16 protein-coding genes and 1 tRNA gene are annotated in these 25,251 nt (G+C 62.2%); 3 read left to right on the forward strand and 14 right to left on the reverse strand.

What is annotated here, in order from left to right; genetic code table 11:
- Positions 1–2: 2 nt before the first annotated feature.
- Positions 3–1,109, reverse strand: a complete 1,107-nt coding sequence (locus tag M727_RS0107725; RefSeq protein ID WP_027152194.1) for a hypothetical protein — start codon at positions 1,107–1,109, stop codon at positions 3–5.
- A gap of 598 nt (positions 1,110–1,707) precedes the next feature.
- Between M727_RS0107725 and M727_RS0107730 the strand changes: the two genes are divergently transcribed.
- The 3 genes from M727_RS0107730 (at position 1,708) to M727_RS36005 (ending at position 4,142) form a co-directional block, all read left to right on the forward strand.
- Complete coding sequence (locus tag M727_RS0107730) at positions 1,708–2,595, forward strand: D-alanyl-D-alanine carboxypeptidase family protein (protein WP_027152195.1); 888 nt, start codon at positions 1,708–1,710, stop codon at positions 2,593–2,595.
- Positions 2,596–2,972: 377 nt separating this feature from the next.
- Positions 2,973–3,049: transfer RNA gene (locus tag M727_RS0107735), tRNA-Arg, on the forward strand.
- A 358-nt stretch (positions 3,050–3,407) separates the two neighbouring features.
- Positions 3,408–4,142, forward strand: a complete 735-nt coding sequence (locus M727_RS36005) for a terminase small subunit (RefSeq protein ID WP_156941495.1) — start codon at positions 3,408–3,410, stop codon at positions 4,140–4,142.
- 395 nt (positions 4,143–4,537) lie between these two features.
- Here the strand turns inward: M727_RS36005 and M727_RS39775 are convergent, their stop codons facing one another.
- From M727_RS39775 to M727_RS0107800, 13 genes are all read right to left on the reverse strand, one after another.
- Positions 4,538–4,810 carry a BrnA antitoxin family protein gene (locus tag M727_RS39775; RefSeq protein WP_084646664.1) on the reverse strand — a complete coding sequence of 91 codons (273 nt, stop codon included), beginning with the start codon at positions 4,808–4,810 and terminating at the stop codon, positions 4,538–4,540.
- Between the two features lie 59 nt (positions 4,811–4,869).
- Complete coding sequence (locus M727_RS0107750; protein ID WP_027152196.1) at positions 4,870–5,829, reverse strand: hypothetical protein; 960 nt, start codon at positions 5,827–5,829, stop codon at positions 4,870–4,872.
- Positions 5,829–6,812: a DGQHR domain-containing protein gene (locus M727_RS0107755; protein ID WP_027152197.1), complete on the reverse strand. Its 984-nt coding sequence runs from the start codon at positions 6,810–6,812 to the stop codon at positions 5,829–5,831. Before M727_RS0107755 ends, M727_RS0107750 begins: the two co-directional genes overlap by 1 nt.
- Before the next feature lie 291 nt (positions 6,813–7,103).
- The gene (locus tag M727_RS36010) at positions 7,104–8,987 is read right to left on the reverse strand and encodes a DUF1998 domain-containing protein (protein ID WP_051505551.1); all 1,884 of its coding nucleotides are present in this window, start codon (positions 8,985–8,987) and stop codon (positions 7,104–7,106) included.
- Positions 8,988–8,994: 7 nt separating this feature from the next.
- Positions 8,995–12,561, reverse strand: a complete 3,567-nt coding sequence (drmA, locus tag M727_RS0107770; protein WP_156941496.1) for a DISARM system helicase DrmA — start codon at positions 12,559–12,561, stop codon at positions 8,995–8,997.
- 83 nt (positions 12,562–12,644) lie between these two features.
- Positions 12,645–13,709 carry a type IIL restriction-modification enzyme MmeI gene (locus M727_RS42310; RefSeq protein ID WP_198032608.1) on the reverse strand — a complete coding sequence of 355 codons (1,065 nt, stop codon included), beginning with the start codon at positions 13,707–13,709 and terminating at the stop codon, positions 12,645–12,647.
- A complete protein-coding gene (locus M727_RS36015) occupies positions 13,697–16,711 on the reverse strand; it encodes a DNA methyltransferase (RefSeq protein ID WP_198032609.1) in 3,015 nt (1,004 codons plus the stop codon). The genes M727_RS42310 and M727_RS36015 overlap by 13 nt, the downstream gene beginning before the upstream one ends.
- Positions 16,712–16,719: 8 nt before the next feature.
- Positions 16,720–17,643, reverse strand: a complete 924-nt coding sequence (locus M727_RS42315) for a hypothetical protein (protein ID WP_198032610.1) — start codon at positions 17,641–17,643, stop codon at positions 16,720–16,722.
- A 181-nt stretch (positions 17,644–17,824) separates the two neighbouring features.
- Positions 17,825–19,891 carry a DISARM system SNF2-like helicase DrmD gene (gene drmD, locus M727_RS42320; RefSeq protein WP_198032611.1) on the reverse strand — a complete coding sequence of 689 codons (2,067 nt, stop codon included), beginning with the start codon at positions 19,889–19,891 and terminating at the stop codon, positions 17,825–17,827.
- A 515-nt stretch (positions 19,892–20,406) separates the two neighbouring features.
- A complete protein-coding gene (locus M727_RS39780) occupies positions 20,407–20,700 on the reverse strand; it encodes a VapE domain-containing protein (RefSeq protein ID WP_084646667.1) in 294 nt (97 codons plus the stop codon).
- Entirely contained in the window at positions 20,676–20,999 is a 324-nt protein-coding gene (locus M727_RS0107790) for a hypothetical protein (protein ID WP_027152199.1), read from the reverse strand. The genes M727_RS39780 and M727_RS0107790 overlap by 25 nt, the downstream gene beginning before the upstream one ends.
- Before the next feature lie 259 nt (positions 21,000–21,258).
- Complete coding sequence (locus tag M727_RS0107795) at positions 21,259–24,948, reverse strand: hypothetical protein (protein WP_027152200.1); 3,690 nt, start codon at positions 24,946–24,948, stop codon at positions 21,259–21,261.
- A gap of 140 nt (positions 24,949–25,088) precedes the next feature.
- Positions 25,089–25,238 (reverse strand): hypothetical protein, encoded by a 150-nt coding sequence (locus M727_RS0107800; protein WP_245268496.1) that lies wholly within the window; start codon positions 25,236–25,238, stop codon positions 25,089–25,091.
- Positions 25,239–25,251 lie beyond the last annotated feature (13 nt).

Genomic DNA, 25,251 nt, shown 5'->3' on the forward strand with positions numbered 1-25,251 from the left:
AATCAACCAGGAACCGATCGGCCAATCCTCAGGAAATCGCCGTCGAAAGCGACATCCCGCGTCGTACCGTCAGCGGCCGCAAGGCGCATATGCCCCTGCGTAGTTGTGATGTCGCGCGGCGGCTCGCCGTCCAATAAGGGCATGGCGCCGATGACGTGGCGGAACGAGACGTTGCGGCCTTCGCCAAGGGCAAAGGCGGTCGCCACCCCTTCCCGCTTCAGCCAGTTGTCGCCCAGCGACGCGGCATGGCCGAGCGCGGTGCGGCCGTCCTCGATGCCGAGCACGCCGCGATGGCGGCCGCTCCACGGCGCGTAGTCGCGCCCGCCATTGCTGATCCACAGCATGGTGACCGGCAGCTCGGCCGGGTTTTTCAGCACCACAACGAGATCGGCTTCCGCCTTTCGCGCCAGCGCGGTCCAGCCCGGCCCGCCATGGTCGGCCTCGACCAGCGTGACGAAGTCCTCTCGGCTCTGGTCCATGCGGTAGTCGGTCAGGTCGAGGATGCCGCCATCGGCGGCGGGAAAGCGCGTCAGGTCGGCGGACCGCGCGGGATAGGCGAGCAGAAAACGGCCGCGGGCCGGATCGGGCTCCAGCGGGTCGTCCGGCGTTGCCGCAAATCGTTTCGGCGAGAAGGCGAGCCTGCCGCCGTCCTTCATCACCGTCATCGGATGATGGGCGACGGAGATCGCGCCCGAACCGCCGGAAAAGACATGTTCCTGGTAGAGAAAGGGATGGTCGTCGCGCAGGGTCAGGATTTTTTCGACCGTCGCGCCCAAGACCTTGTGCTGCAGCCTGAAAACGGCCCGCCAGCCGTCGGCAGTCGCCTCGGAGGCGACGACATCCCAGGGGCTGTTGGCCGGCCAGCCATGCAGGGGTGCTTCCTCGACATCGCTGCGCGAAAACGGCGCGCATAAAAAATCGCCGGACAGGCGAACGGTGCCGGCGGGCAGGTCCTGCGGCAGCGTCTGGCGCGGCTCGTCGATCCATGGCGCGCGATGCAGCGGTTTTAGCCGCCGCCCGTCGATATCGACCGTCATGTCGGCGAGATGGCCGACGGTGAGATCGACCGTTACCGAAATGCCTTTTGCCTTGATCGTGAGCGTATCCATGGCGCACCTGCTGATTCTGCCGGCGCCAGCAAAGCCGCATGACGCCGGTTGCGCAAGCCGGGTGATGGGCTTTGCATGTCAGAGGCGCATTTGCCCGGTGACGTACCCCTCGCCTCGAGGCTTTCGCAGTGGAGGCCGAGGCTTTCGCTCTACGACGCACCCCCACCCCTAACCCCTCCCCACAAGGGCAGCGCTACCGCAGGTAAAGCCGAGGCTTTTGCTCTACGATGTACCCCCACCCCTAACCCCTCCCCACAAGGGGGAGGGAGACTTCCGTTGGCGCTGACCTCGGCAAATTGCCTGCCTTCCGGCGCGCCCAAGGGAAAGTAAAGGCGCGCGGCAGCGTTCCCTCCCCCTTGTGGGGAGGGTTAGGGTGGGGGTCCATCGTAGAGCGAAAGCCTCGGCCTTTCACCGAGATAGCCCTGCCGTAAACGGGGAGAAAGAAACTGGCCGCAATGCCGGCAGGGCAATGAGGGGCAGCGCCAACGCCGGGAATTCAACCCGAAGCGATTGCCGTGAAGACCGGCATTAACCAAATGGACGGCGCCATTGGGTTAGGCTAGTTTCCCACTCGTTTCAGCAACAGCTTACCTTCAGAATGTCCAAACCGCGCCACTTTCCGCTCCTCCAGAAATTTGTCGCGGCGTTTGCGCTGCTGGTGCTCGTCGCCGGCTGCGCGACGACGCCGACGGAGACCATGCTGGCGGTGCCGGCGCCGGCGCAGAAATATGCGGCTGTCGTCATCGATGGCGGCAGCGGCAGGACGCTGTTCGAGGCCAACTCGACGGCGCCGCGCTATCCGGCCTCGCTGACCAAGATGATGACGCTCTACCTGCTGTTCGAGGCACTGGAGCAGGGCCGCGTCAGCAAGACGACGCTGATCCCGGTGTCGGACAACGCCGCCAGGCAGCCGCCGACCAAGCTGCGCTTCAGGCGCGGCGAGACGATCGACGTCGAATCGGCGATCCGGGCGATCACCGTCAAATCGGCCAATGACGTGGCCGTCGCCGTCGCCGAATATCTCGGCGGCAGCGAAGACGCGTTCGCCGCGATGATGACGGCCAAAGCGCGCCAGATCGGCATGCGCAGCACCGTCTTCCGCAACGCCTCGGGCCTGCCGGACGTCGCCCAGCAGACGACCGCGCGCGACATGGCGGTGCTCGGCATGGCGCTGCGCGCCCGCTTCCCGCAGCATTTCCACTATTTCTCCGAAAGCGATTTTATGTTCCGGGGCCGGCTGGTGCGCGGCCACAACGACATGCTCGGCCGCGTCCGCGGCGTCAACGGCATCAAGACAGGCTTTATCAGAGCCTCCGGCTTCAACATCGTCACCTCCTACGATGCCGACGGCCGCCGGCTGATCCTCGTGGTGATGGGCGCCGACAGCGCGCGCCAGCGCAACGACCACGTCGAGGCGCTGATCCAGCGCAACCTGTCGCCGGCGTCGAACACGACGACGCGGCTGCTGTATGCCGGGGAGCAGTGAGGCGTGACGTTCGGCGGGGGGCGAGCTCTTGATCGGTGGTTTCAACTTGACAGGTGACGGCAATTATGCTAGGAATTTATTCATGGTGTGATTTGCGCCCGCCCGCCGGGTTTTCATTTCAGGCTTCGGCGCCATTCTTCATCCGATAAAACCGCAGGTTTGCCGGCCTTTGTCCTTGGCTTCTCGCACCTTCGAGGGTCATGGCAGGCTCCAGATCGTGGGCTTCCCTGGAATGAGCAATCCGGAAAATGCATTATTCCGAGTTCGCAGCCCTGCCACCGGCCACTTGCCCGTTGAAGCCCGCGCCTGCTTCCGCTAAGAAGCCGTGGCTGGCCGGTTTACCGGCTGGTTCGTTTTCCGGATCGTCGATCCTGAAAGCACCCGTAGCTCAGCTGGATAGAGCGCTGCCCTCCGAAGGCAGAGGTCACAGGTTCGAATCCTGTCGGGTGCGCCAATAAAATCAATGGCTTGGGCGATTCAACCAGCTTCCGAAAAATCACACAGGTAACGCATAGGTAACATGAGACATGATTTCGTGGCCTCGAAGTCGTACTATGGGCGTCTCACGTCGCTGGGTGTAGCAAACCAAGGCCGTCCGCGAACACGGCACGCGCGAGCTGGTCAAGGCCGTCGAATCCGGTGCGGTCCCTGTCTCCGCGGCCGCCGACGCGGCCATACTGCCAGCCTCACCAAGAGTCCGCCCTTCCTGGCCGCAGCACTCGCATTGAGCCGGCAGCCGGGGCGACGACGCAACATGGCAGCAGCGTTGAGCTTCTTCGCCGCCTCGTCCTGGCTGGCGGAAGTGCGCAAATTTGCGCGGTGGGAACAGTTCAGCGAGCGGGTGCGCGGAGAACCTCATGCGGCCCCTTCTTCCGCTTGCGATAGAGCCTCATGTGGTTCTCGGTGCCCGCGCGGGCCGTTTTTCGCGGCTGCGCGGCTCGAAGCGACAATTTGGACGCGACCGCCGCAGCGGTGCTATTGTTGCGTGGATGTCCTCTCGATCAAACTCGAGCCGGCCGCCTGGCAAACCGCACGGCAAACTCACGGCGCAGCAAGCTCGTTTCGCCGAACAATACGTCGTTGACTTGAACGGAACGCAGGCTGCCATCAGAGCCGGCTACTCGCCAACGGGCGCGGCCTCGCAGGCCAATGCCCTGCTTCATAAATCCCAAGTGGTCACGCGCGTGCAGGAGCTTCAAGCTCAGCGGACTGAACGGGCTAAGATCGATGCGGACTTCGTTCTGGCGCGGTTGGTCGAGGAAGTGCAGGCTGATGTCGCCGACTTGTTTGAGGCCGATGGCACGCTCAGGCCGGTCGAGACATGGCCGCTGCCTTTCAGGCGCGGACTTATCGCCGGCATCAAGGTCAATGAGTTGTGGGAGACAGGCGCAGATGGGCGAAAGGCGAAGATCGGCGTAACGAGGGAGGTCGTGTTCAGCGACCGCATCAAGCGGCTTGAGCTTTTGGGCAAGCACGTCAATGTCCAGGCCTTCAAGGAGAAGCTCAGCCTGGGCGCGGAAAACCCACTGCGTGCCCTTTACGATTAGATACAGGGCCAGTCGATCAGGCCAGCCATCGAGCACCAGCCCGAGGCCGAAACCGAGGGGGATGCATGATGCGCAACCCCAAGCAGCACATGGCATGCAGCATATCGCACGAAGGTTGCGACGAGCAGCGGCATGTGCTGCGGCGAACGAAGAGGAACGGCGTGCTTCGCACTGGTTTGTTAGTTGGTCTGGCGTTTCGGTCGGAGGTGGCGGGTAGGCTTCAAACGGAACGGGGACCCCTCGGTGGGACTCCATATTATTTCCCAGCTGCAGAAACCCGGTGGTTTGGTTGCGGTGGTCGAAAATTGTTTTCCAAAACAGCCACCAGATTGTGCAGGTTCTATGTCGATTACCTCCCCTATGCGGGTGGTCAGCGTGGGAAAAACGACGCTGGGCTATTTTCCTACAGCGGTACGCAGTGTTGCGTTGATGCGGGTTTGCCAGCCTTTGCCGTTGGCTTTGAAGGCAGCGAGCAGATCGGTGTCGATGCGCAGGCTGACGAGTGTTTTGCCCGTAGTGGCAGGTGGTGGAGAGGCGGCTGGCGCCGGTGGTTGTGGTCTGGACGGCTCCGGCGATGGCGCGGCGAGCGCTGCTGGTGGGGCTGGCTGCGCCGCTGGCTTGATGAAGGCGGCGAGAGCGGGATCCTGTGGTGCATATTTGAGGACCATTTTCGGGCTCCTGGCGTAGCTACAACTGTAGCTACAATACCATGGGACGTCGGCAGCGATCAGGCATGATCTACCATAGCATCCTCGAACTTGCGTTGGCCGTGGCGCAGAAAGCTCCTTGAACCACCAACTGCGCTCATGTCGGCAATGACCCCACGGGCGAAGCAAATAATAGCGGTGCAGGCCGAGCGAAGCTGAGCAAGATCAGTTCCAGTTCCGGACATGAGTTTGGAAAAGTCCGCTTGCCCGCTGTACAGCGTTGCGACTTCCTGTCGAAGGGCAGAGGTCTTCGTTTTGCCTTGGTATGGATACCACACCCCTTCCGCCTGCCGGTACTGGATGTCGTTCCTCATCTGGGAGGGCCAAGACAAGTTGCGACCGTTCTTGGAGATGAGGGCCAGTAGGGACTTCAACTGGGCCTCGATCTTCTTCTTGTCGGCGTTTAGATATGGGGCGCTGGCGACAGCCGCCTGAAGGTCGGAAAGCGCCCGATGAAACTCCCGCCACACGGACTCATGGGAACCGCCGCCGCTGCTGTCGGGCAGCATGTCGACAGCAAATGCTTTCATACGAGCCGTCAACAGATATTGCCCCGTCTGAACCTTAAAGGGTGCGGCGACCCCGTAGGCCGTAAGCGCGTTGCGCAAAGGCATCAACTCCAATGTCCGGAAGTAGCTCGGCGATCTGCCCCAAATACGCAGGGTTGCGTGCGCGTAGAACAGTGAAGCGTAGTAAAGCTTGACATAAGGCCACGCCAACGACTTGGGCAGGGCATCTATTTCCATGATGTTCTTAAGTGTCTCGCTGGCCGCCGAAGCTGTGCGATTGATGTCGGCACCCAACGCTTCGAGAAAGCGCTGGGTGTGGATGCCGGAAAGCACAAGGCTCTTGCTCGCTACAGCCGGCGCGTAGGTTCCTGTCGCCAGCCAATCATGAATTGTCCCCCGGGGCTGCCCGGTCAGTTGCGCCAGACCAGGACACCACATCAACCTGGCAGCCTCGACGATGGTGAGTGCCATCAGAAGATCGACTTCGTTTTCAGCCCGTCCATGAAAATCTTGGCGTAAGAACTGACGCTGTTGCCGACGTTCTTCACGGAGGAAGGCTTCACACTCTTCAGCATATCCGACACGATCACCGCGAAATCGTCGGATGCATAATTGGTCCCAAAACGGTCGCGAACTCTTTGGGCAATCTCTGGGAAAATGGAGAGTATGGCCCGAAAAGCGATCGGCTGCGCGACGTCTACCTCCAGTTTCCGTTCTGTGGCCTGGCCCATGAAGGCCGTGAGGTAGGCCGCCACTACCCGGTAGATTTCCGATGACGAAGCTTCTCCGAATAGGCCCAGGATCGGCTTCATGGCCGCATTGAATGTCACCCGCGAGATCTGGTTTTTCTTCCGTTTCGATGGCGACATCGACCCGAACAGCGGGCTCGATGGCTCCGTCGTGAATAGGTCGAAAATGTCCCCGAGCCGGGTCTCCAGGTCGTTCCGATATTCCGCGAGTTTCCGGATGTCGAGAAGAAGCTCGTTGGGAACCGGCTTTTGCTTGGTGTTGATGTCAATGAAAAGACGCGACTCGTCCACGCGCGTAAGCTCGTTGTAGATGACCACCGGCACGCGAAGCAGGGATTTGGCCAGATGGAAGCCATAGATGCGGTGCTGACCATCAAGAACGAGGAAAGACTTAGGATTTTCCAGGAAGCGAACTGTCCTCTTACTGCGTTGGTAGGTGAATTGCGAAATGCTCTGTGCCGAGAGCACGACGGAGGTCGGGATTGTCCCGAACCCAGCATCGATGTAGTCGGCGATTTGCTGCGCTCGGTCCTTGTCCAGAAGCCGTTGGAACCCCGCAATCGGGTCTTCATCACGATCCACGACAAAGCAGGTCCGCGCAAGCACGTCAGAGGGTATGGTTAAGCTGTAGAAGCGGTGCTTTCCCTGTGTGATCAGAGACGCGGTGTAGCTGAGCGACCCGCCTTCCTCATTCGCGTCTACCACTAATTCCCCCTTCTACGCCGAGCCGGCCCAAGCCTGTATTCTTCACCGTTATTGGTGCGATCCGAACGAACGTCCAGCGGACCCGCAACGATCCGCGTAACCAGTTGACGCAGGCAGAGCCGTGCGACGCGGCATGTCAGTGCCTGCCATTTATTCCTCGAACCCGCTCGATTCCGCCTTCAAGCTGCTTCGCGTTGTCGCGGACGACGCTCACCTCGCTGTCGGGAACCCCCCAGGCGCTTCTGCCTCGATCTTGCATCTGCGCTGCCTCCGCGAGGATCTCGCGGCTCGTCACTTTGATCCCCCAGCGAACAGCGCATGCGTCGACCCCAAAACTGTGTCGACCAGCAAGCTCCTGTCCAATCGTGTGTTGCGGGCCTCGCACGAGGTCTCCGGAATGAGGAGACATGCATGGCAGGCTGCCCCGTGGAGCGGTCGGTCATCATGATCGTTGTCAGGACCGTGTTCGGCGCAGATCGGGTCGTTCGAGCAGAGGTCCAGTTTCGTGATTGATCGTTCCAACAGTCGCTGCACATGTTCCGCCATGTTGCTCAGTCCGCCCAATGTCCCCTGCCCTCCAGCAGTGGACGTATAGATGAGGATTGCAAATCGATCTGGCTGTCCCGTCCCGCTTGCATAGATCCGCTCCTTCAACGAGGACAACGGATAGCCGCACTCCAGGGCGAGTTCACCCATCAATGCGTGGGAAAGCGAATGAAGGGCCCAATAGGTGCCGCCGAGGTGAATGGGCGGACGGTTGAAACGTTCAGCGTCACGACGCTCGCCATCCTTCAGAAGCATTGCCCTCGCACCAACCGCCGGCTTGTCCAACCACCGTCGGAGATACTCGGGTGCGATGTGTAGAAAGATGCCCTCGCCGAACTGTTCCAGTGCCGGCAGCCAGTCGACGACGCGGGCGAGGTCTGCACCGTCAACGGCGAGCTGGATTTCGTCGAGCTCACTTTCCGCGGACGTCGGAGGTGGTTCGAGGCGGGTGAAGCCGTAGAGGCAGGTGACCTCGCGAAGCTTGTGGACCTTGACGATCCCTTTCAGGAGTTCGCTCCAGGGAGCGCGCAGGTCGAGGCGGTTTCGATCGATCGTCTCGGCAAATAGAAACGACCCAGCACCATCGTTTCCAATGATCGGTGCGCCCGAGGCAAGGAGATCGAACTCTGCGATTCGCGGATTTGCCGCCGTTGGTGAAGGTTCAGAGGCGTCATTATGCAACGCGCGCAGGATCTCGTCGTCGGAAAATTCTGCGAAAGCCTCCCGTGTGTTTGGGAGCGAACGGAGGACGTCCAGGAAATTTGGCAGAGCCCGAATGCTATCGATTGTCGGCCGATGCTCCTGAATGGTTTGACGAACCCTGTTGTCAGACTTTGTCAGCGAGATGACCGTGACGGTCTGCGGAAAATAGGTGTTGGTCGCCGAGCGCGGAAGCAGCCGCAATTCTTCAGGGCAGATTTCATCCGGTAGCCGGCGCGGCTGCAGCCAAGGGCTATGGCAATCACATTTGCCAAGGAACTTCGGCTTATAGAGATCTCCAAGCGTCACCGACGAGCCGCAGGTGCACCTGATCGAGATATCCGAAGGGTCCGAGCTTACGCCGCGCTCGACCCAATAGAGCGGCTTGCGACATGTCCGGTCCCCATTCCGATGGGCGAGGAACCGCCAATTGATGTCCTGCAGATGGCCCTTGGCGCAGGCGGCGACAAAGCGGACGGGATTGACCTCGGCCCTCTTTCCGTCGCCCTTGTATGAGAGCTTGCCTGCCTGCGTGACAGTGAGGTCGGAATACTCGACCATCCGCCTCCGCTTCTCTATGGCTCCTGGCGCAGGCCCGTCGTCGGCCCCCCCACCGCCCGCTTGCTTCAGTTCGTCCACGGTGAACCAGGTCGGGAAGATCTGCACCTCGACACCGGGCGCCCTCTCGTCGCGTCGTTCCTCGTCCTGGGCCGGGGGTTGGCGCAGCCCTTGGAAATCCGCGGCAAGCTTGTCGCCGAGTTGCTGCCTAAGAAGCGGGACGAGACGATCTTCAGCGACCGGCTGCCATTCGCCGGCGTACCGCCACCCTTGCAGGCCCGAGACGATGACCGCGTTGTCGGGGAGGTCGAGCATCGCACCCGGACCGTAGGTCAGTAGGATTTGACTGAAGCTTTGCGTAACGTCGGCCATCGTGTTCCTAAAAGGGTCTGCCGTCAGGGTTTCTCAGCTTGAGAAGGGCCACCGGCTCCGTATCGCGCATGGACCGGCCGGAAACGAACCATGCCCGATTGGGTGGTTGTGTCACCCGCCTCCCGAATGGATCTTGCAAAAGCCTTCGAACTGGTTCTTCGCCGTCATAGGCGAAGTTCTCGCCATTCTTCGTTTGCCTCTCGGCAATCTCGACCCAAGCGTCTCGTAAGTCATCCAAACGCGCGAGGCACCGCTGCACGGTCTCGGCGTCCTGCTCGGCAACCCGCATCTTCTCGGAAAAGGCGGCCTTTACGTCCGCAAAGGCGCGATCGTTTGCGGCGATGTCGGCGGCTGCATTCTTGGGCGTCAGCACCGGCTCAACGTGTCGCGCCGCCGCGACCAGCGTCGCAGCAAGAGCGCGGTCGAGCGCTCTGGGCGCGAAAGGCGTGACGGACGTCGCTTCCACCGCCCGGTAGAAGCTCATGTGGAAGGCGCGAAACTGCTCATAATGTGTCCGGTCGCGTGGCTTGTGAATGTTGAGCAGTGTCACGACAAGCCCGGGCTTGAGCGCCTCGCGCCCCACGCGGGAGGTGGCCTGGATGTATTCGGCAGCCGTTTTCGGCTGCCCCTGAACCACCATCAGCCCAAGCCGACCGATGTCGAGGCCGACTGAGATCATGTTGGTCGCGAGCGCGACGTCGACGGCGTTCTTTTCGAGGGCCGGATATCCGAGCCGCGTTCGAGCTTCGGAAACCTGGTCGGTGCTGTATCGCGACGTGAGCTCCTGAATTTCTCGCAAAGCTCGGTCGGCAAAGGGATTGCCGGCCGGCTCGCGCCGCGCCCGGCTGGAGCCGTAGGCGGTGAGATGCGCGCGAACCTCGTCATCGACGATGCGTCGTGCTCCGCCGAGTTCGCGCAGCGCGTTGAAATAGCAGAGCGCCGTCAGATACGGATCGGCCGGGTCGTCCTTCGCGCCGGTGGACAGCGCCGCAGCGCCCGAGAGTAGGGTCTGTAAAGTGCGAAGAAAGACCAGCTTTGGACCGCGCCCAGGAGATGCGATACCCGCATACAGCCGGGATGGCGTATCTCGATCGATCTTCGCGAAGAACGAATCGTCGCGGCCAACGCCGGGCGGCGGGAAGATCGCCGTTTTCGAACGCCCGAACAGGTTGCGGATCTGCGTCTCGGCGCGCCGCACTGTCGCCGTCGAGGCAACGATCTTGGGTCCGCGCCGCTCGCCGTTAATCGTGCGCGACGCGAGAAGATCGAACGCGGTTTCGTAGAGGCCGGCGATCGTTCCAAGCGGCCCGGAGATCAGGTGCAACTCGTCCTGGATGATGAGATCGATCGGCCGCAGGGGACGATCGAGGCGTTGCCCGCTGGTGGGCAAATCTGCACCGTAGAACCCGGTGTTATCGTGGCGTTCGACATGACCGAAGAACGCGCCGGATTTGCCGTTCCACGGCACATTCGCGAATTTGTCGATGGTCGCGATCATGAAGGCCGGAAGGCGGCGATAGATCTCCTCGTCGACCACCACGATCGGCAGCCTGTCCGAACCGGAAAAATCGCAGTCAACGTTGTGGCAGCGAATGTCGAGACGCTGGGGCATTGTACCGTTCGGGTGGAGATGAAAACTGTCCGCCTTGAAGCCGGAGCCGCACCACGGGCAAGACTTGAGAGGCGCCGGCGCAGGGCCGCGACCCGACCGATGCTCCCTGAGCCAGTAGTAAGCGGTGCCCTCTTTGGCATTCCTGCTGCTGCCAAGATTGTTCGGGGTCGCCGCGCTTCCCACCCACAGACCGATCTCGATCGGCCACGTTCCTAGCCGCTTTCCGGACAGGCGCTCCAGTTCCAACGCGCAGACGAGGCCGGCGGCGCGCTGCAGCTGATCGAGCGTGAGCAGGCGGAGCGTATACCGCATGACAACCGACAGTCCGGCACCATCCAGACCGGGATTGTCCAGGCGGCGACGCGCGATGGCGAAGGCTGCGAGGCCGAGATAGGCCTCGGTCTTGCCGCCGCCTGTCGGGAAGAACAGCAGATCGACGATGGGACGGTCAGCATGCGTCGGGTCGGCCAGGCCCTCCAGATTGAGCAGAACGAAGGCAAGTTGGAAAAGGCGCCAGGTCGGGGCCTTCTGATCCTGAGGCGGCTTGCCGTTGATCGACGAGCTTCGCTGGCGATTGGACCGATCCATCACCCTGTTCATGATCGCGAAGGCCTCGCGGCTCACGGGATCGGCGAGCAGACGCGCTATTCCGCCTTCGATACGGCGTCGCGCCGCCTCAATGTTCTTCAGGCATATGTCTGCGGTCGCTTGTCGGTGCTGGCCCTCAATCCCGGCGACCAATTTGGCCTGTTCGGTCGCCCAAGCTGCGTATCCGACAGGCAATCCTGCCAGCGCCGCGCTGAGCGTTGACACGTCGCCTGCGGCACCAGCCAGCGCTTCCATTACGCGCTCGACGCCTGGAGCGTCCATATCGGCGCCGAGCTTTTCCACTTCCTGGCAGGGAACTGGATTGGTGAAGACAGTGGTCACCTGGCCTTCCGGATCAGCCTTCGCCCAATCCCCGGACGTATTGTGCCCGACCGCGTAAGAACAGACGTCGCGGTAGTGCAGATCCGCCAGACGCTCGTCGAAATCTTTGGCATCGTAGGAGGCGCGGTCGTCGCGCGGCTCGAAACCGTCGGCGAAATCGAGTTGGAGGCGGGCCTGAAAGCAACCGGCGACGTCGCCGAAACGCCGCAGCGCCTCCGTTCGCGCATTGACCAGGAAAACCGAAACGGCGAGGAGATCGCGGTGAACGCCATCGATTCCTGCGGTCCTCGTCGGACGCGCAGAGACGACAAGCTGCAGCCCGCCTCCGGGCGCCATCGGCGCGGCGCTGTTCGACACCAGGATCATCCGGGGCGCGCCATCGCCGTTGCCATCCAGCGGGATCGTCAGGCGCTCCTCGCGCGGGATGCGCCGCCAGTCGACTGAACTCTTGGGCGGCTCCTTCGTCTTCTCGCCGGCCGCTTCAGCAGCTTCGCGGGCATCCGGCAGAAACACCGCGTCTTCGAGGCGCGGCTCGGTCACATAGTCGCCCCAGGTGACGCGCGCCGCCAGGGAACGCGCACCGCGCGGCAGCAGCACGGTCAGACCAAGTGAAGACGGCTCGAACGAGCGAGCGGGCGGCCGATCCGCAGCCCCCTCGTCCGGCGCGCCGCCCTTGCCAGTCGCCCCTTGCTCCATGTCTTCTGTGCCGCGTTGGGTTTCCAACAGCAGTTCGGATTGTTCTTCCCCGGCAGTGGCGGCGCCGAGGATGGCTTCCGCGCGACGGGCCTTGGCACCTTGCCGCTTGGGACCGAGATAGCCGGTCAGGTACCAGGTGGACGGGCTCGTGCCGGACAGCACCTCCCGTTCGAGGTCGGGGTCGAAATCTGGATGCGGGCCCACGAGATCGCGGCGCAGCATGTCGAGAAGCCGCTCACGCGCCTCGACAGCCCTCACCGGCTTAGGCAACGTGGTCAGACGATCGACGAGCGGCGCGATTGGACTCGCCGACGCGCTATTTCCCGAATCGTCCATTGCTTCCCCCTCGACCCGTGCAAAGCGTATCCAGCTAAACGGTCGGGAGCAACCCGACATGACTGGCATCCGGAAACAATTCGTCAGTCGAGATCAAGACTATCCTGCGCTTCATCTTCGCCCTCTTCAGTCGCACGGCGTGTGCCGCTCGCCGGTGCGATACCGGCAGCGACTTCTTCGGTATGGCGCTCGGCATTGAGAGCGAGGAGGCGAGATAGGACGAGGTCGCGCTGGTCTGCCGGCCAGAAGTAGCGGTTCTGGTAGGTGTGGTCGTCTTCGGTCTCTGGCGTGAGGAATTGCGGTCGAAGCGTTTCTGCGAGATCGTCCCAGCCATAGGCGCGCAGCACGGCGCGGTCCATGTCGTCGTGGAGGTCGCGTAAACGCTCTATCGCTGCGCCGCGTTCTTCCGACTTGTGGAAGCGGTTGTAGGTCTTGGTCATACCCTCGTTGGCGGCGATCATCAATTCGGCGCGGTGGTCGTGATAGGTCTGGCCCGCGACCTCCAGCTTGGGGTCCGTCTCGTAACAGAGTGGAAACGGGAAGGTCTCGAAGCAGTCGGAAGGCGCATAGCGCAGATCGTCCTTCATCGACGACGAGAATGACCTCCCCCAAATCTCGTGTATGCGCGATTGAAGGACAGAAAAGGGAGAGAAGCTTGGATACAGAAAGGAAACGATGGTCAAAGCATTTATCTGCTGAGCTGGAATGCGGGCAAATGACCACTGTCCGGAAACCATTGAGCGTCCTATGATAACTGAGTGGCCTTGGCTAGCGTTCTCTAGACCGGTAGTTCTCCGACCGTACTGCCACCAGAATCGCTTGCGACGCTTGGCATCCGGATTATTACCAAGCTTGTCGCGAGATGGTTTAACCCGGCTCGCGACTATCGCAAGGAGATCTGGCCAATCCGCTGCCACTGGTCCACGATAGTCTATCGGAACGACGCCCTCTCTTAGCGCTTCCTCTTTTTGCTTAGATGTCATTTCCCCCCAACTCACCAGTTCGTCGCTCCGCCGAAGCGGAAAGTCCTCAAAATCGATAGCAAACCTGTGATACGATTGCGCTGGTGATGTATTGACCTCCTCACCACCCAGATATGGCCGAATACGCTCCCCATTTCTTGCATCTTTGGTGATTAAGGCGCGCATGGTTTCAATGCTTTCTGCTTCTCCTTTCGCCGCCGCTGAGTCGTCGAAGGTAAGCCCATGCCAAGAATGTAAGGGCCAATAAACGCCTTACCGAAATTTGAGGCCAATTGTGCTGGGGCTTCGTCAGAGCCACCTGAGACTAGATATGCTGAGATGCGGCTGACTTGCCGTTCGTTCAGAATTGGTAGCCGCGACGGTCTTCCATTTAAGATATGGACGATCGAAACGATGACTGCTGCGCTTTCGTTAGGCCATTGGTAGCGCTTGCGAGCCTGAAAAATGGTTCCTCCATCCCTTACTATCGCGGCCAGCCCAGTCTGGCGCGTGTCGCCCTGGCCGATTGTGTTTGTAGCGATCAGACCGAATGCGCCGCCAGCGCGCAGCAGGTAGAACGCCCGGCGGAAGAAATGCGCGACCAGATCAGCGTTGCCGTGTGCTCCTACATGCAAGTGTAGCAGCCACGGGAGATAGCGCGGGCCGGAGGCACCGCTGATCGTATTCTTGCCGGCGAATGGCGGATTGCCGACGATTGCGTCGAACCCGAGATTGTCGCGCGCAAAGACTTCCGGAAATTCGATCTCCCAATGAAACGGCTGCCAGCCCTGTTCGGCGCGGAAGGCTTTCGCCTTCGCCTCTAGCAGATCCCATTTCGGATTGAGATGCCCGGTGATCCAGCTTTCCACTGTCTGCCGCGCATGCTCCCGCGCCGCGGGCTTGTCGGCAGAAAAAAATGAGGCGACGACTGCATCGCCGACGATGCGCGCCGGCTCGACCTCCTCCACCACGCGGCGATGACGCGATTCCTGCACGGCGCGCGTCACGTCGTCCGGCGCGGTGCGGATCGCCTCGCGACCCACAAGCGCCTTCTCGACCGCCTCCTTGATCAGCTTTCGATAGAGCGGCAGGCCAGGCTTCGACGCATCCCAGTTGGCGGCGGTGATCTCGCGCTGGGTGAGGCCGACAAGGCTGTCGCCCGCCTTTAGCGCGTGGTCGAGGAAGCTGAACTCGTGTTCGCGCGCCAGCGTCGCCAGCCAGAGCGATAGACGGGCAAGATCGACCGCCATAGGGTTTCGGTCGACACCGTAAAGGCAGCGCTGCGCGACCAGCCGGCGCGCATGCGTCGCCTCGTCCTCGTCCGCCGGGATCGTCGGCTTCTCCGCCTTGTGCATATCCCAGGCCTGTTCCAGCCGGGCGCCCAATTGCCGACAGGCCTCGACCAGGAAGGCGCCGGAGCCGCAGGCCGGATCCAAGACTTTCAGGGACAGCACAGCTTCAGGCGAGGCGTTTGCGCCGATCCGCTCAAAGGCCGGCTCCAGTGCATAGCGAACGATCGGCTCGGTCAGCGAACGCGGCGTGTAATGGGAGCCTGAGCGGCGGCGCTCCTCAGTCGGCTGGAGGTAGGGCGCGCCGGCGCCAAGCAGCAAGCTGCCGGGCGAGGCGCGCTGATCGACGGCGCCGCCGAACGCCGCCAGCAGCGCTGGCACATCGGCCGCCTCCTTGAGCTCCTTGATTTGCTTTGCCGATAGCTTGATCGCCAGGTCCTTCAGCCATTTCTGACGATCGCCGGGCTTTTGCGCGAGCAGGCTGTCGAGGCCGACGAAGGTCGGGAGTTTCTTCTCGTCGCGCAATGCAACCATACGCTCGGTTGCCCGCGCTGTCGTGAAGCCCATCACGGTCTCGTAGACCGAGCCGATGCTTTCGACGTCGAGCGATCGGTAGGACAGGCGTTCGCGGATCTTCTCGCCAGTCAGGCTCCGCCCATCGACGGTCATCAGCCCGTGCAAGATGCGCAGGATTACACCGTCGGAGACCGGCAGCACCTGCGCATCACCGCGGTCGCTTCCCTTGTCTCGTCCTTCCAGGAACGGAAAGACATCAGGATCGAAGAGCTTGCCGCCGCGCCGTGCCACCCAGTCGCCATAGCCGTCATGGACGAGCCGGAAGACTGCCATAAGCTGGCCCCACCCGCCGCGACGTTCGTCCATCGTGTCCGGGTTCAGCGCTTCGTCGACGAGCAGCCGACCATAAAGCGTCTTGACCGAGTAGCCGCTCTCCCAGAGGTGCTTGAGTTGCGTATCGGTCGAGGATGGCAGCAGGTCGCGGTCTTCCGCGTATAGCAGGAAGACGAGCCGCATCAGGCAGGTTAGCAGGCCTTCGTAGAGGTGATGCGGCTCGCTTTCCGCCAGCGCCTCGATCCTGTCGGGTGCCGCGCGGTGGAGGCCTCGCAGCAGTTCGTGCAGGGCGCCGAGCACTTGGCCGGACAGCTTTTCCGAAACTTCATTCTGGGCTTCGCGCGAGGCTTTCAGCAGTGGCCGCAAACGCGCATCCGGCGCGCCGGTGAAAAAAGCGTTCCGCCCGAGACAAAGCTTCAGACCAGCGAGCATTGGCCGCCCCTCCACGCGGCCGAGCGCGGCCAGCGGCCAGGACATCCAGCCGGCCGTCTCGCCCTTCGGTGCATGGATCAGGCGCAGCGTGTTGCGGGCGACGAGGATTCCCACGCCAACGCCGGTTTCGCGCAGCAGCCGCTCCAACCTCTGGTGAGGGCTCGCCTCCCATTCAGAACCGCCGAATTGGTTGCGTCCGTCGGGATCGAGCGAAGGGTGCAGGCCGACCAGCGTCTGCGCCGGCACGCCATCTTCACCCGCACCATTCCAGAGGACCGCCATGTCCGGGGAAAGCAGCGTCTCATGTTCGGGAACGGTTCTGGCAAGGTCCACGGGCACTCCCGGACCGTTCGGACTGCCGGCGACGAGCTTGACAGGCCACTGCAGCACACGCTCGAAGAATGCCCAGGGATCACGCAAGACGAAGTGACGATCATCTTCACGCTCGGCGCTATCGGGCAGCCCAAGCGCCTGCTGCGCTTCCTCTGTGTCGACGGGGGTTTGCCTGATGGGCGTCAGGGCGCGTTCGCGCAGAACGTTTGCGCCGACAACCAACCCTTCCGGCTGGAGGTAGTTCAGCCATTCCGTGGTTTCGTCGAGGTGTCCGTGAAATGCCATGCTGCTGCTCAGTTCGTGGCCGGCCAGAGATAGATGAGGCCGAGCGGTTCCAGTTGGCGCGCGCGCACCTCATACCCGTCGCGCACATTTTGAGGCTCATGTTCGAGATCATCCTGCAGGCGCAGCAGCTTGCCGTCCCATGATCGGCGGTCTGCCTCGAACTGCCTCGTCTCCTTTTCCGCCTGTTGCCGCTGCTCATCCGATGAAAGGTCAAACTCCATCTGCGCGGGAGGCTGTTTCTCACGCATCGCCTGGCGCACCTTGTCGATCTGGCGGCGGAGCAGCAGAGACATTTCATCCCCCTCGCGGCGACCATTTTCGGCGAGCTCGGTCTTGGCCGCAGCCTCCAACTCTGCCGCCCGCGCCTCCAGATGCGGCCGCAGATCGGCGATGTCGCGCCCCGCCGACGCGGCGAGCCGGGCGATCACGCCCGAGCCGAGTGCGGCTCCGTCGCGCAAGGCGTCGTCCAGTTGCGCGATCGTCGCCGCTTCACCCGCTTGAGCGAAGGGCGCGAGCGGGGCTTCGTCTCGGCGGCTATCGCGCCACGCAGCGGTGATCGGAATGATCTCTTCATGAAGGCGTCGCGCGCCTGGCCCGAACAGCGAGAGGCGGCCGATGAGCACGACGCGGGGCTGCGCGCCCGGCCCGGCGATCGCCGTGATCCGGCCGACATCGGCGCGAAAGCCCTGCGACGCAAAGCGCGAAATCAGTCGCTTGACCAAGCGATGCTCAAGATGAAGCTGAACGACGTCCTGCGGCTCGGGCTCTCCTTCAATGATGCGGGGAGGCTGGAAGACAAGCCCGCGTACAGGCGTTTCGCGACGCCATCTCGCACGATCCTTGGGCCGGGCAGGCCTACCCGGCCGCAGTTCATCGAATAGCGAGGCCCAGCTTGCATCCTTGGCAAAAGAGGGATGATCCGGGTCGAGCATGACTGCCTCGGGGACGCTGAAATGTCCGGGCGAAAGCGCTGCGTTGTCGGCCTTCAATGCGATCTCAACCACGCGCCGGACATCATCGCCATCCACCCCGACGCGGCGGCGCGCCTGTTCCAGCGCACGCTGCAGTCGCTCCTGCTCTTCCTTCAGCCGCGCGATGCGACGTTCGGTCTCGTCACCGAGTTCGCGCTCTGCAAGAGCGACGCGAGTGGAGGTTTCGCTCGATCGAGGCGGCAAGGCTTGCGGCCTCGCTTCGCCTGATGCCTTCGCGCGTCAGCGTCTTTTCCATCGTCTGACGCAGCACCTCGCCCGATGCACCAAGCTGCCGTCGGATGGTCTCGGTCTTGCGGACGAGCGCATCCAGCACGCGATCCTCCTCGCGCTGCTCGTAGAAGAAATACCGGCACGTCACGACCTTCGACGGCTGCAGTTTGCGATCGATCCGCCCGTTACGCTGCTCCAAGCGCGACGGGTTCCAAGGCAGATCGACATGGATGAGATCGTGGCATCTTGCCTGGAGGTTCAGGCCCTCGCGCGCCGCATCGGTGCAAACCAGGATACGGACCGGCTCCTTCTCGAAGGGGGCGTTGAAGGCGATCTTGATCCGCTCGCGTTCGTCAAGGCTCGTCTGACCAGTAAAGACGAGGATCCTTCCGTCAAGATTGACCTTGCTTCGACTGCGCTGCAGAAGCCCTTCCTTCAGCCTTTCGACAAGCCAGCGTCTGGTGTCGTCCCACTCCGTGAAGAGAAGGAGCCGGCGGTTCTGCCACGCATGGGAACGATCGAGCATTTCGGCCTCGACCCAGTCGAGGATCGCCTCGATGCGTGCATCGGGCAGATCCCGCGCAGGTCCAGTGACGGCCAGCATCCGATCGACCTGAGTAATCGCCGCGTCGAGGTCGCCGAGCTCGCCGCGCGCCTGATCGGTAGCCGCTTCGATCTGGTCATTGTCATCTGTCAACTCAAGAACGGCCTCGACTTCTACGACCGTCTCCTCTCGGCGCTTCCTCAGGAGCGTCTTCCGATGCGTGGTCAGCGTGCGGTCGAACGCCGCGATCGAGGAAAACAACCTCTGCTGGAGGTTGGCGAAGAGGAATCGAGCACGCGAGCCTCCGGAGGACGACGCACGATAGTCGTCAAGCAGCGCGGCAAGACGCAATTCAGGGGCGTTGGCATCGAGACCACTGATGCGGATCGGCTCGACGATCCGTTCGGGAAAGGGTTGTCCGAGCCGACGCAGGTCTTCCTTGAGGCGCCTCACCATGACCGGCTCCAGTTCCTTGGCCTGGACATCGATTCCCCGCGTGAAGCGTTGTGGATCCAGTATTTCCAGAAGTGTGGCGAAGGAGTTGGAATGGCCATTGTGCGGTGTGGCGGAAAGGAACAGCCGATGCTCGAACCGCGTCGCGATCTGGCGGACCGAACGGGTCATCTGGCTCTCAGTTGCCCATGCCGTTCCAGCCGAGGGCGCCGCATGATGAGCCTCGTCGAGGATGAACATGGTTCGCGCCCTGAACTCGCCGAGCATATCTCGCAGGCCGCCCATATAGGCTTCGTCGGCAAGCACACCGTGGGAGACGATGAACCGGGAACCGATGCTCCAGGGATTGGCGGAGAAGCCGCGAGTTCGGCGCGTTTCCAGGAGATGCTCGCGATCGACGATCGTGAAGTCGAGGCCGAACTTCTGTGCCAGTTCGTCCTGCCACTGCAGCAGCATCGATGCCGGCGCGGCGACGACAATCACCTCCACACGCCGCCGCAGCAGCATTTCGCGGACAATCAGCCCTGCCTCGACCGTTTTGCCCAAACCGACGTCGTCGGCGATCAACAGATTGACGCGCGGAAGTTCGAGCGCTTTGGCGAGCGGGAGCAACTGGTATGCATCCAGCCGAATGCCCGCACGAAAAGGCGCCTGGAAGAGCTTCCGATCCGCCGCCGACGCTGTCCGCCACTCGGTGGCCCGCAGGTACGCGCCGAGGCGTTCGGGGCCTTCGAAAGTCGTCTGAAGGAGTGGCGACCAGTCGTTTGGGTCGAGTACCTGCGCGCCTATCTCCGACCGGAGCGCAATGCGCAGCGTCTCGCCCTGCGAATCGTCTTCGACCGAGACGAGATCCAGCGTGGGGATGCCGCTGAGGGTCTGCCTGTCCTCCACAATCCAGGTTTTCGATCGGGCCAGCAGAAATGTTCCGGGGGATATGGCCGAAACGGCGCTGTCTCTGTCGCCGACGCGATCTGAACTCAAGATGTCCCCCACAGTGTTGGTCCGTCGTGGGCCAATACGAATGGGACTTTTTTCACAGGTCAAGCTGGGGGGCAATCCGAATAGGTGATCTTCTCATCTGGCTCTCGCAGCAGCGCCATTGCGCGCTGACGCGGACGATCGAACCACATTGCGCTTATTTGCGGTGCCTGAGCCGCCGCCAGCCTGCATCCAGAGAGGCTGTGGCCCGCCAGTAAGGTGACCAATGCGGACGCACATAGATCGTCTACCGTCACGGCTCGTTCTCGTCGAACGATGGCATCCCGGCCGGCGCGGCGAAGGTGGCCGCCCATCAGATTGCCGTTCGCCCTGAAAACCAGATTGAGGGCGTCAAAGTCCGAAGCGCGAAACCGATACGATCTCCGCCAAGGCCAGATGCATCGAGGCCTCTGATCCGGGCTCCCGGCTTGATGTCTTCGAACGTGCTCATGCCGCCCCCTTACAGCATGGATCGCCGAAAGGCTTCTAAAAGGCAATGTGTTGGACGGCTTGGAAGACTAGTCCAACCGTGGATGGTGCCCGACGTGGAGGAGATCGCCAAATGGTTGCTTTCTGTGGGGTACTCTGACTTCGTCTATGATGATGGTGATCAACATGTTGGCGATGATCACAATCATCATCGCTGGCAAGGTCGGTCGGGCTAGCCATGCTGTGACCGCCTCGGCCCACAGCTGGTCAACGACCTTGGCAACGCCCGCAAGATCGATGTCTTTGACGTGGATCGGCCAGAACCGCCGGTTGCCGGTGATATCGACATTTGCTGGGTCTACGGTTCCTTTAGATATTTCCAGCGCCGCCTGTCGGCCTCGGTGCGGGCTGCATCGAGCCTTATCGCGCCGGCGAGCACCTGCCCGACCAGATCCTCGTGCTCGAGCAGTGAGCGGGCGTCAGAAAGGCGCTGTTTCGTGACATCTGGAAATCGTCCGGAACCGGACGCTTTCTTGCCTCGATGCACTTGCTCGACATTGGGATAGGCAAGCGCCATCGCCATCGCTGGGTGCCCGGTCGTCAGATACCGGCGCGCGACGTTGACGGCCAGGATGTATTCGACCGGATCTTGGCCGTTCAGCTGCTCGAAGCGCGGTTCCACGTTGACGATGACGCCTGACCAGCAGCTTGAGCAGCACGCGCTCAACGTCGAGCGTATCCCGCGGGATGCGATTATTGACCTTGGGCGGGAACTGGCTGCGGCACAGGAGCTCGGTCATGTCGATTTCTTGGCTGGGTCCCGGCAGATTCGAGCCGCTGCGCGCGTCGGAGCGTTAGGTCTGCGGCCCAGAAAAGTCCGTGCAAACCGGGCCGCTCAGTCGCAACGGCTATCTCGAGGACACTCCGCCTCGGTCGCAGTCTCACTCGAAATCGGTCCGAAGGTTACGGAAATCGCTGACGCGATCGACGAGCGGCGTCATGCGCTCGGTGAACTGCATGGGTACGATGCGGTCCGTCACTAGGGCGGACCTGACAACCAGCCGTGCCGGCTCAATTCTGGTGTGCCGCGCGACAAGGGCTGGATTTTTTTGCAGGTACTCCACGCGATCAAGATGCTTCTGGATCGCCGTCCGCTTGCCGGTTTTCTTTCCGGTGACCGTATAGTCCAAGAAGCGCTCACCGATCTCGGCGACGGTGCGATCGATCTGTAGGCGCTTGCATTCTATCACCCAGACTTCGCCGGTTGCCGCTTTCCAGGCCAGCACATCGGCATCACCGAAGCTTCGATCAGCTCCGAAGCGGGTCATCATCTGGTCCGGCGCGGCCTCGAAACCGACGCTCTGGAGCACCTCTGCAACCCGGTGATTGAAGGCATGCCCCCTGTCGTTGACAACGGTACCGATCCATTGATGGATGGCCGCCGTGTCGAACATTTCGGCCGGTAGACGCCCGTCGACCAGCTCGAGCACGCGCCGCACCACCCGGTCCATCAGCACCGGAAACAGGAGCACTTCTGGATCCTCGCCCTCGTCGACCTGGATAAGCGGGCGGCGGGTCAGCGAAAGCTTGCGGTTCATGCGCCAGGGCTGCCAGTCCCGTGCACGTGCCCCCACGGGCTTTTCTTCGTCCCATCGCGCACGCGGCAGAAGCGTAAGGGCCTTGTATGCGCGTTCCGCGTCGACGCGACCGTTCCGCTCCTCCGCGGACAGCCTTCCCAGCACCTCGCTACGACGCAAACTCAAGTACGGCTGCCCCGCCTCGAGGGCGTCCTCGGCGAATTCCTGGCAGACGTTAAAGAGGTCTTCGAACCCGAGGCCGAACTCGTCCTGCATTGCGGCGACAAGCAGCGGATCGATCATGGGTGGCGCGACGGCATCGGGATCCGTCGCGGCCTTGGCAAATGCCTCAGCATAGTCCGCGGCAGCATCCCGGAAGAGACGCTCCCCCTGCGCGTCATTGAATGGCCGCTGGATCCGATCGAGGAACTGTCGGTCGAACTGGAAGCTGCCGTTCGCAGCCACGTTGAGTGGTTCCGATGTCAGTTCATAGTAGTAGGCATCGCACTGGGAAGCGCTTTCGACCATGGCTGCAACGTCGGCCAGCAGCTGATCGAAGTCGACATCGGTGATCGGCAGACCGCCAGTCACCGGAGAGGTGCAGATGGCCATCTCGGCGATCGCACGACTGGCGATACCGGCAACCCCTCTTTGATATTCCCGGTCATTGTGTGTCTCGACCACATCGGCCTGGTCATGCAGCGCTAGCAGCGCCGCAGCCGTGTGTCTCCATTCCACGCGATCCTTGTCGATCGCCTCCTGGTTGAGCAGAGCCCGCACGACGACGCTCTTGCGGTTAAGCCGTCCAAGGGTTGGCCGGATGCGCTCCCAAAGCCGAAGCACGGTCGTGCGCAGCAGCGGCCCTGCGTCCGTCGGCGATACGGATGCTGGCCCGGGACAGCCTGAGGCCGCCGCCAGCCCGAACATTGCCCAACCGATATCCTCATCCTTGACCAGGCGCGCAGGCGGCAAGGGCGCGTAGAACTGAAGCGCCTGCGTTGGTGTTGCTGCGGGGATGGCGTGCACGAACCGTGCGTCGTCGGCCCGCGTGATAAGCATGGCCAGCGCGTCCGCCCAAGCCTCGTTACGGTCTGCCTGGGCCAGCTTTGCGGCGCCAAGCGCCATGGCTGCGATAAGCCAGCGTTCGGCGGTGTTGACCGGATCGCTATGGGCGCGGAGCACCTCAAGGGAAGACGCGACCCGAACACTGCCGTGATCGTCAACTCGGACGTCCGGTCGTGTGGCTGCACCGTGCTCGGCGCCCATTCGCGAGGCAACCAACTCTACGTCGGGAAACTCCAGCTCGATGCCTATGGGGCCGGACGGAAGTGTGTCCAGATCCCGTTCCAGTTCTGGGGCTAACCGGACCATCCAGCGCTGGGCTGCATCCCAGACCTTTCCAACAAGGTCGCGCGCCATTGGGTCTTGGGCATCGCGGGGAGTTCCAATCCACCAGGTACGCGCCTCGGTTTCGACTGCCGCGAGCAACCTGCCCCCGAAAAATTCCCCCGGCGCCACGAAGAGCGGCAGATCGCTGATTTCCTGAAAGAAGGGGGCTGTGGATCGCCGCTGCACTTCGATCCAGCGGCTGTGCGTTGGGTCGGCGAGCAGGTGGTAGTCCAGAGCCTTGCGGATACGCGAGCGCACGGCCGTGACATGGCCTGGCGAGAGGGTCATCAAGCCGGGCGAGCCTAGCTCAGGCGGCACCGGCAGGAATCCTTGGGACTCCAGAAAGCCGTAGTGGTTGAGGAAACCGTTGACGTTGATGATTTGGTAGCCGCGGGCTACCATCTGGTCCTCATGTGTGCGTAGCTTCCAAGCCCTGATTGCCGTAAAATCGTGGTCCCAGCCGAGGCGCAGGGCATCGGCCATGCTCATCGCCACCTGCTGCCATTCCGGCGGGGGCTCTGGAAACCCCAGGGTAAAGCCGCGACCGACACCACCGAGCAGAACGATCGTCAGGCCACGGCGGTAATCGTCACGGCCAGCCAATTCTTGCTGCAGCGGGAACACCGTCTTGTCGAACGCGGCTTGAGGGGAATCGACCCCTTGGAGGCCAGAGGCGAAAACTGCCCCAAGGTCGCCGGTCAGGTAAACCACGGCGGCGTACCCGCCCACGTCGAACTCAGCGGTAAACGCCGAAACCCCGCCCGGGTAGTGCCGGATGTCAGACGGGTTTCGCAGCTTCCAACCGGCAATGCCGACGGTCATGACTTCCTGCAGCTCGACATCTCGAATGGCAGCGCTCAGTTGCTCTATTTGGCCGTTCTGTTGCGCGAGATCAACAATGAACAGCCGAGCGGCGGCGCTTAGCGCAGTTGGCAGAATGACCAGCCAACCGGCCGAATGGTGCAGCAGAGGCAGACGCTCGAGCGTGGTATTGCCGAGTTCCTCGTCCGCCAGGCGATTAGCCCTTTCCGGCGTGAACGCGAATGGGAGCAGCGCCCGTTCATCGATGTGCAGCTTGGCTAGATCGTCTGCGGTGAAGCTAACGCAAGCCTGTCCGCGCTGCACGTTGTTCGGAGCAACCCTTATCGGCGCCTGGGGTTCGCTCGTTGCCAACGTGTAGCGAGGGACTCCCGAGCGTCTCGCGATCTCTTCTGAGAGCCGCAGCAGCGGCATGACGTGGACCAGAGCGGACTGAACCCAGCCGTCGCGAGGAAATCGGAGCAGTGCCGCAAGCATGGTCTGGAGATGGTAGCTGTTTTCGGTCCACTTACCCTCGAATAGCCTTGCCGGACCCGTCCAGGACGGAGTGATGGTAACAAAGACGTCTTCTGGTGGATCTTCGCCACTTCCCAGAAGATCTCTCATCAGGATGTCGTTCAGCCACTCCCGAAAGTTGGCAAGGGGGGGAGCCTGGTGACCGCTACAGTGCAACGCTGCCAGATGGATCAGGCCTTCAATTCTAAGCGTCGCCGCGTGCGTCGCGGGCTGTGTCAACAAACCTGAAAGGATGCTTGCCACTTCCAGAAAGGAGTACTTGCCGAGTCTCTTGACGATCCTTGGCTGCCGCCTGCTGAGTTCCCCAATGTGCAAGGCTGCGTCGAGCATGTTCAAAGTCCCAGGTTTTCGGTCGGCACGACTCATCGGGCGCGTCCGTATCTGGTTCACCTAGCACCATGTCAGCGCTCGCGCATCCAGACCACCAACTCACGGCGAGGAGGATCTGCGACATGCATCGCTGCTCGGTTTCAGCGATGAGCACCAGTGAGCCTCTCCACAGTCTCTGTGACCGGCTTGGCCCGCGCCTCGCCTTCATGCACTCGCTCGGGACCATAGAGCAGCACGACGGCTTCCTCGCTCGGCAGCACGCCGGCCGGGCAGGTCTGCTCAATGGCCATGCGGACCAGTTTC

Source organism: Mesorhizobium sp. WSM2561, from assembly GCF_000513915.1.
Lineage (GTDB): Bacteria > Pseudomonadota > Alphaproteobacteria > Rhizobiales > Rhizobiaceae > Mesorhizobium > Mesorhizobium muleiense.

What these genes read in the sequence shown, in the direction of transcription:
- M727_RS0107725 (WP_027152194.1), bottom strand. Translation starts at nt 1,109, where the DNA reads ATGGATACGCTCACGATCAAGGCAAAAGGCATTTCGGTAACGGTCGAT.
- M727_RS0107730 (WP_027152195.1), top strand. Translation starts at nt 1,708, where the DNA reads ATGTCCAAACCGCGCCACTTTCCGCTCCTCCAGAAATTTGTCGCGGCG.
- M727_RS39775 (WP_084646664.1), bottom strand. Translation starts at nt 4,810, where the DNA reads ATGGTCCTCAAATATGCACCACAGGATCCCGCTCTCGCCGCCTTCATC.
- M727_RS0107750 (WP_027152196.1), bottom strand. Translation starts at nt 5,829, where the DNA reads ATGGCACTCACCATCGTCGAGGCTGCCAGGTTGATGTGGTGTCCTGGT.
- M727_RS36010 (WP_051505551.1), bottom strand. Translation starts at nt 8,987, where the DNA reads ATGGCCGACGTTACGCAAAGCTTCAGTCAAATCCTACTGACCTACGGT.
- drmA (WP_156941496.1), bottom strand. Translation starts at nt 12,561, where the DNA reads ATGGACGATTCGGGAAATAGCGCGTCGGCGAGTCCAATCGCGCCGCTC.
- M727_RS42310 (WP_198032608.1), bottom strand. Translation starts at nt 13,709, where the DNA reads ATGCGCGCCTTAATCACCAAAGATGCAAGAAATGGGGAGCGTATTCGG.
- M727_RS36015 (WP_198032609.1), bottom strand. Translation starts at nt 16,711, where the DNA reads ATGGCATTTCACGGACACCTCGACGAAACCACGGAATGGCTGAACTAC.
- M727_RS42315 (WP_198032610.1), bottom strand. Translation starts at nt 17,643, where the DNA reads ATGCTCGACCCGGATCATCCCTCTTTTGCCAAGGATGCAAGCTGGGCC.
- M727_RS0107795 (WP_027152200.1), bottom strand. Translation starts at nt 24,948, where the DNA reads ATGCTCGACGCAGCCTTGCACATTGGGGAACTCAGCAGGCGGCAGCCA.
- M727_RS0107800 (WP_245268496.1), bottom strand. Translation starts at nt 25,238, where the DNA reads ATGGCCATTGAGCAGACCTGCCCGGCCGGCGTGCTGCCGAGCGAGGAA.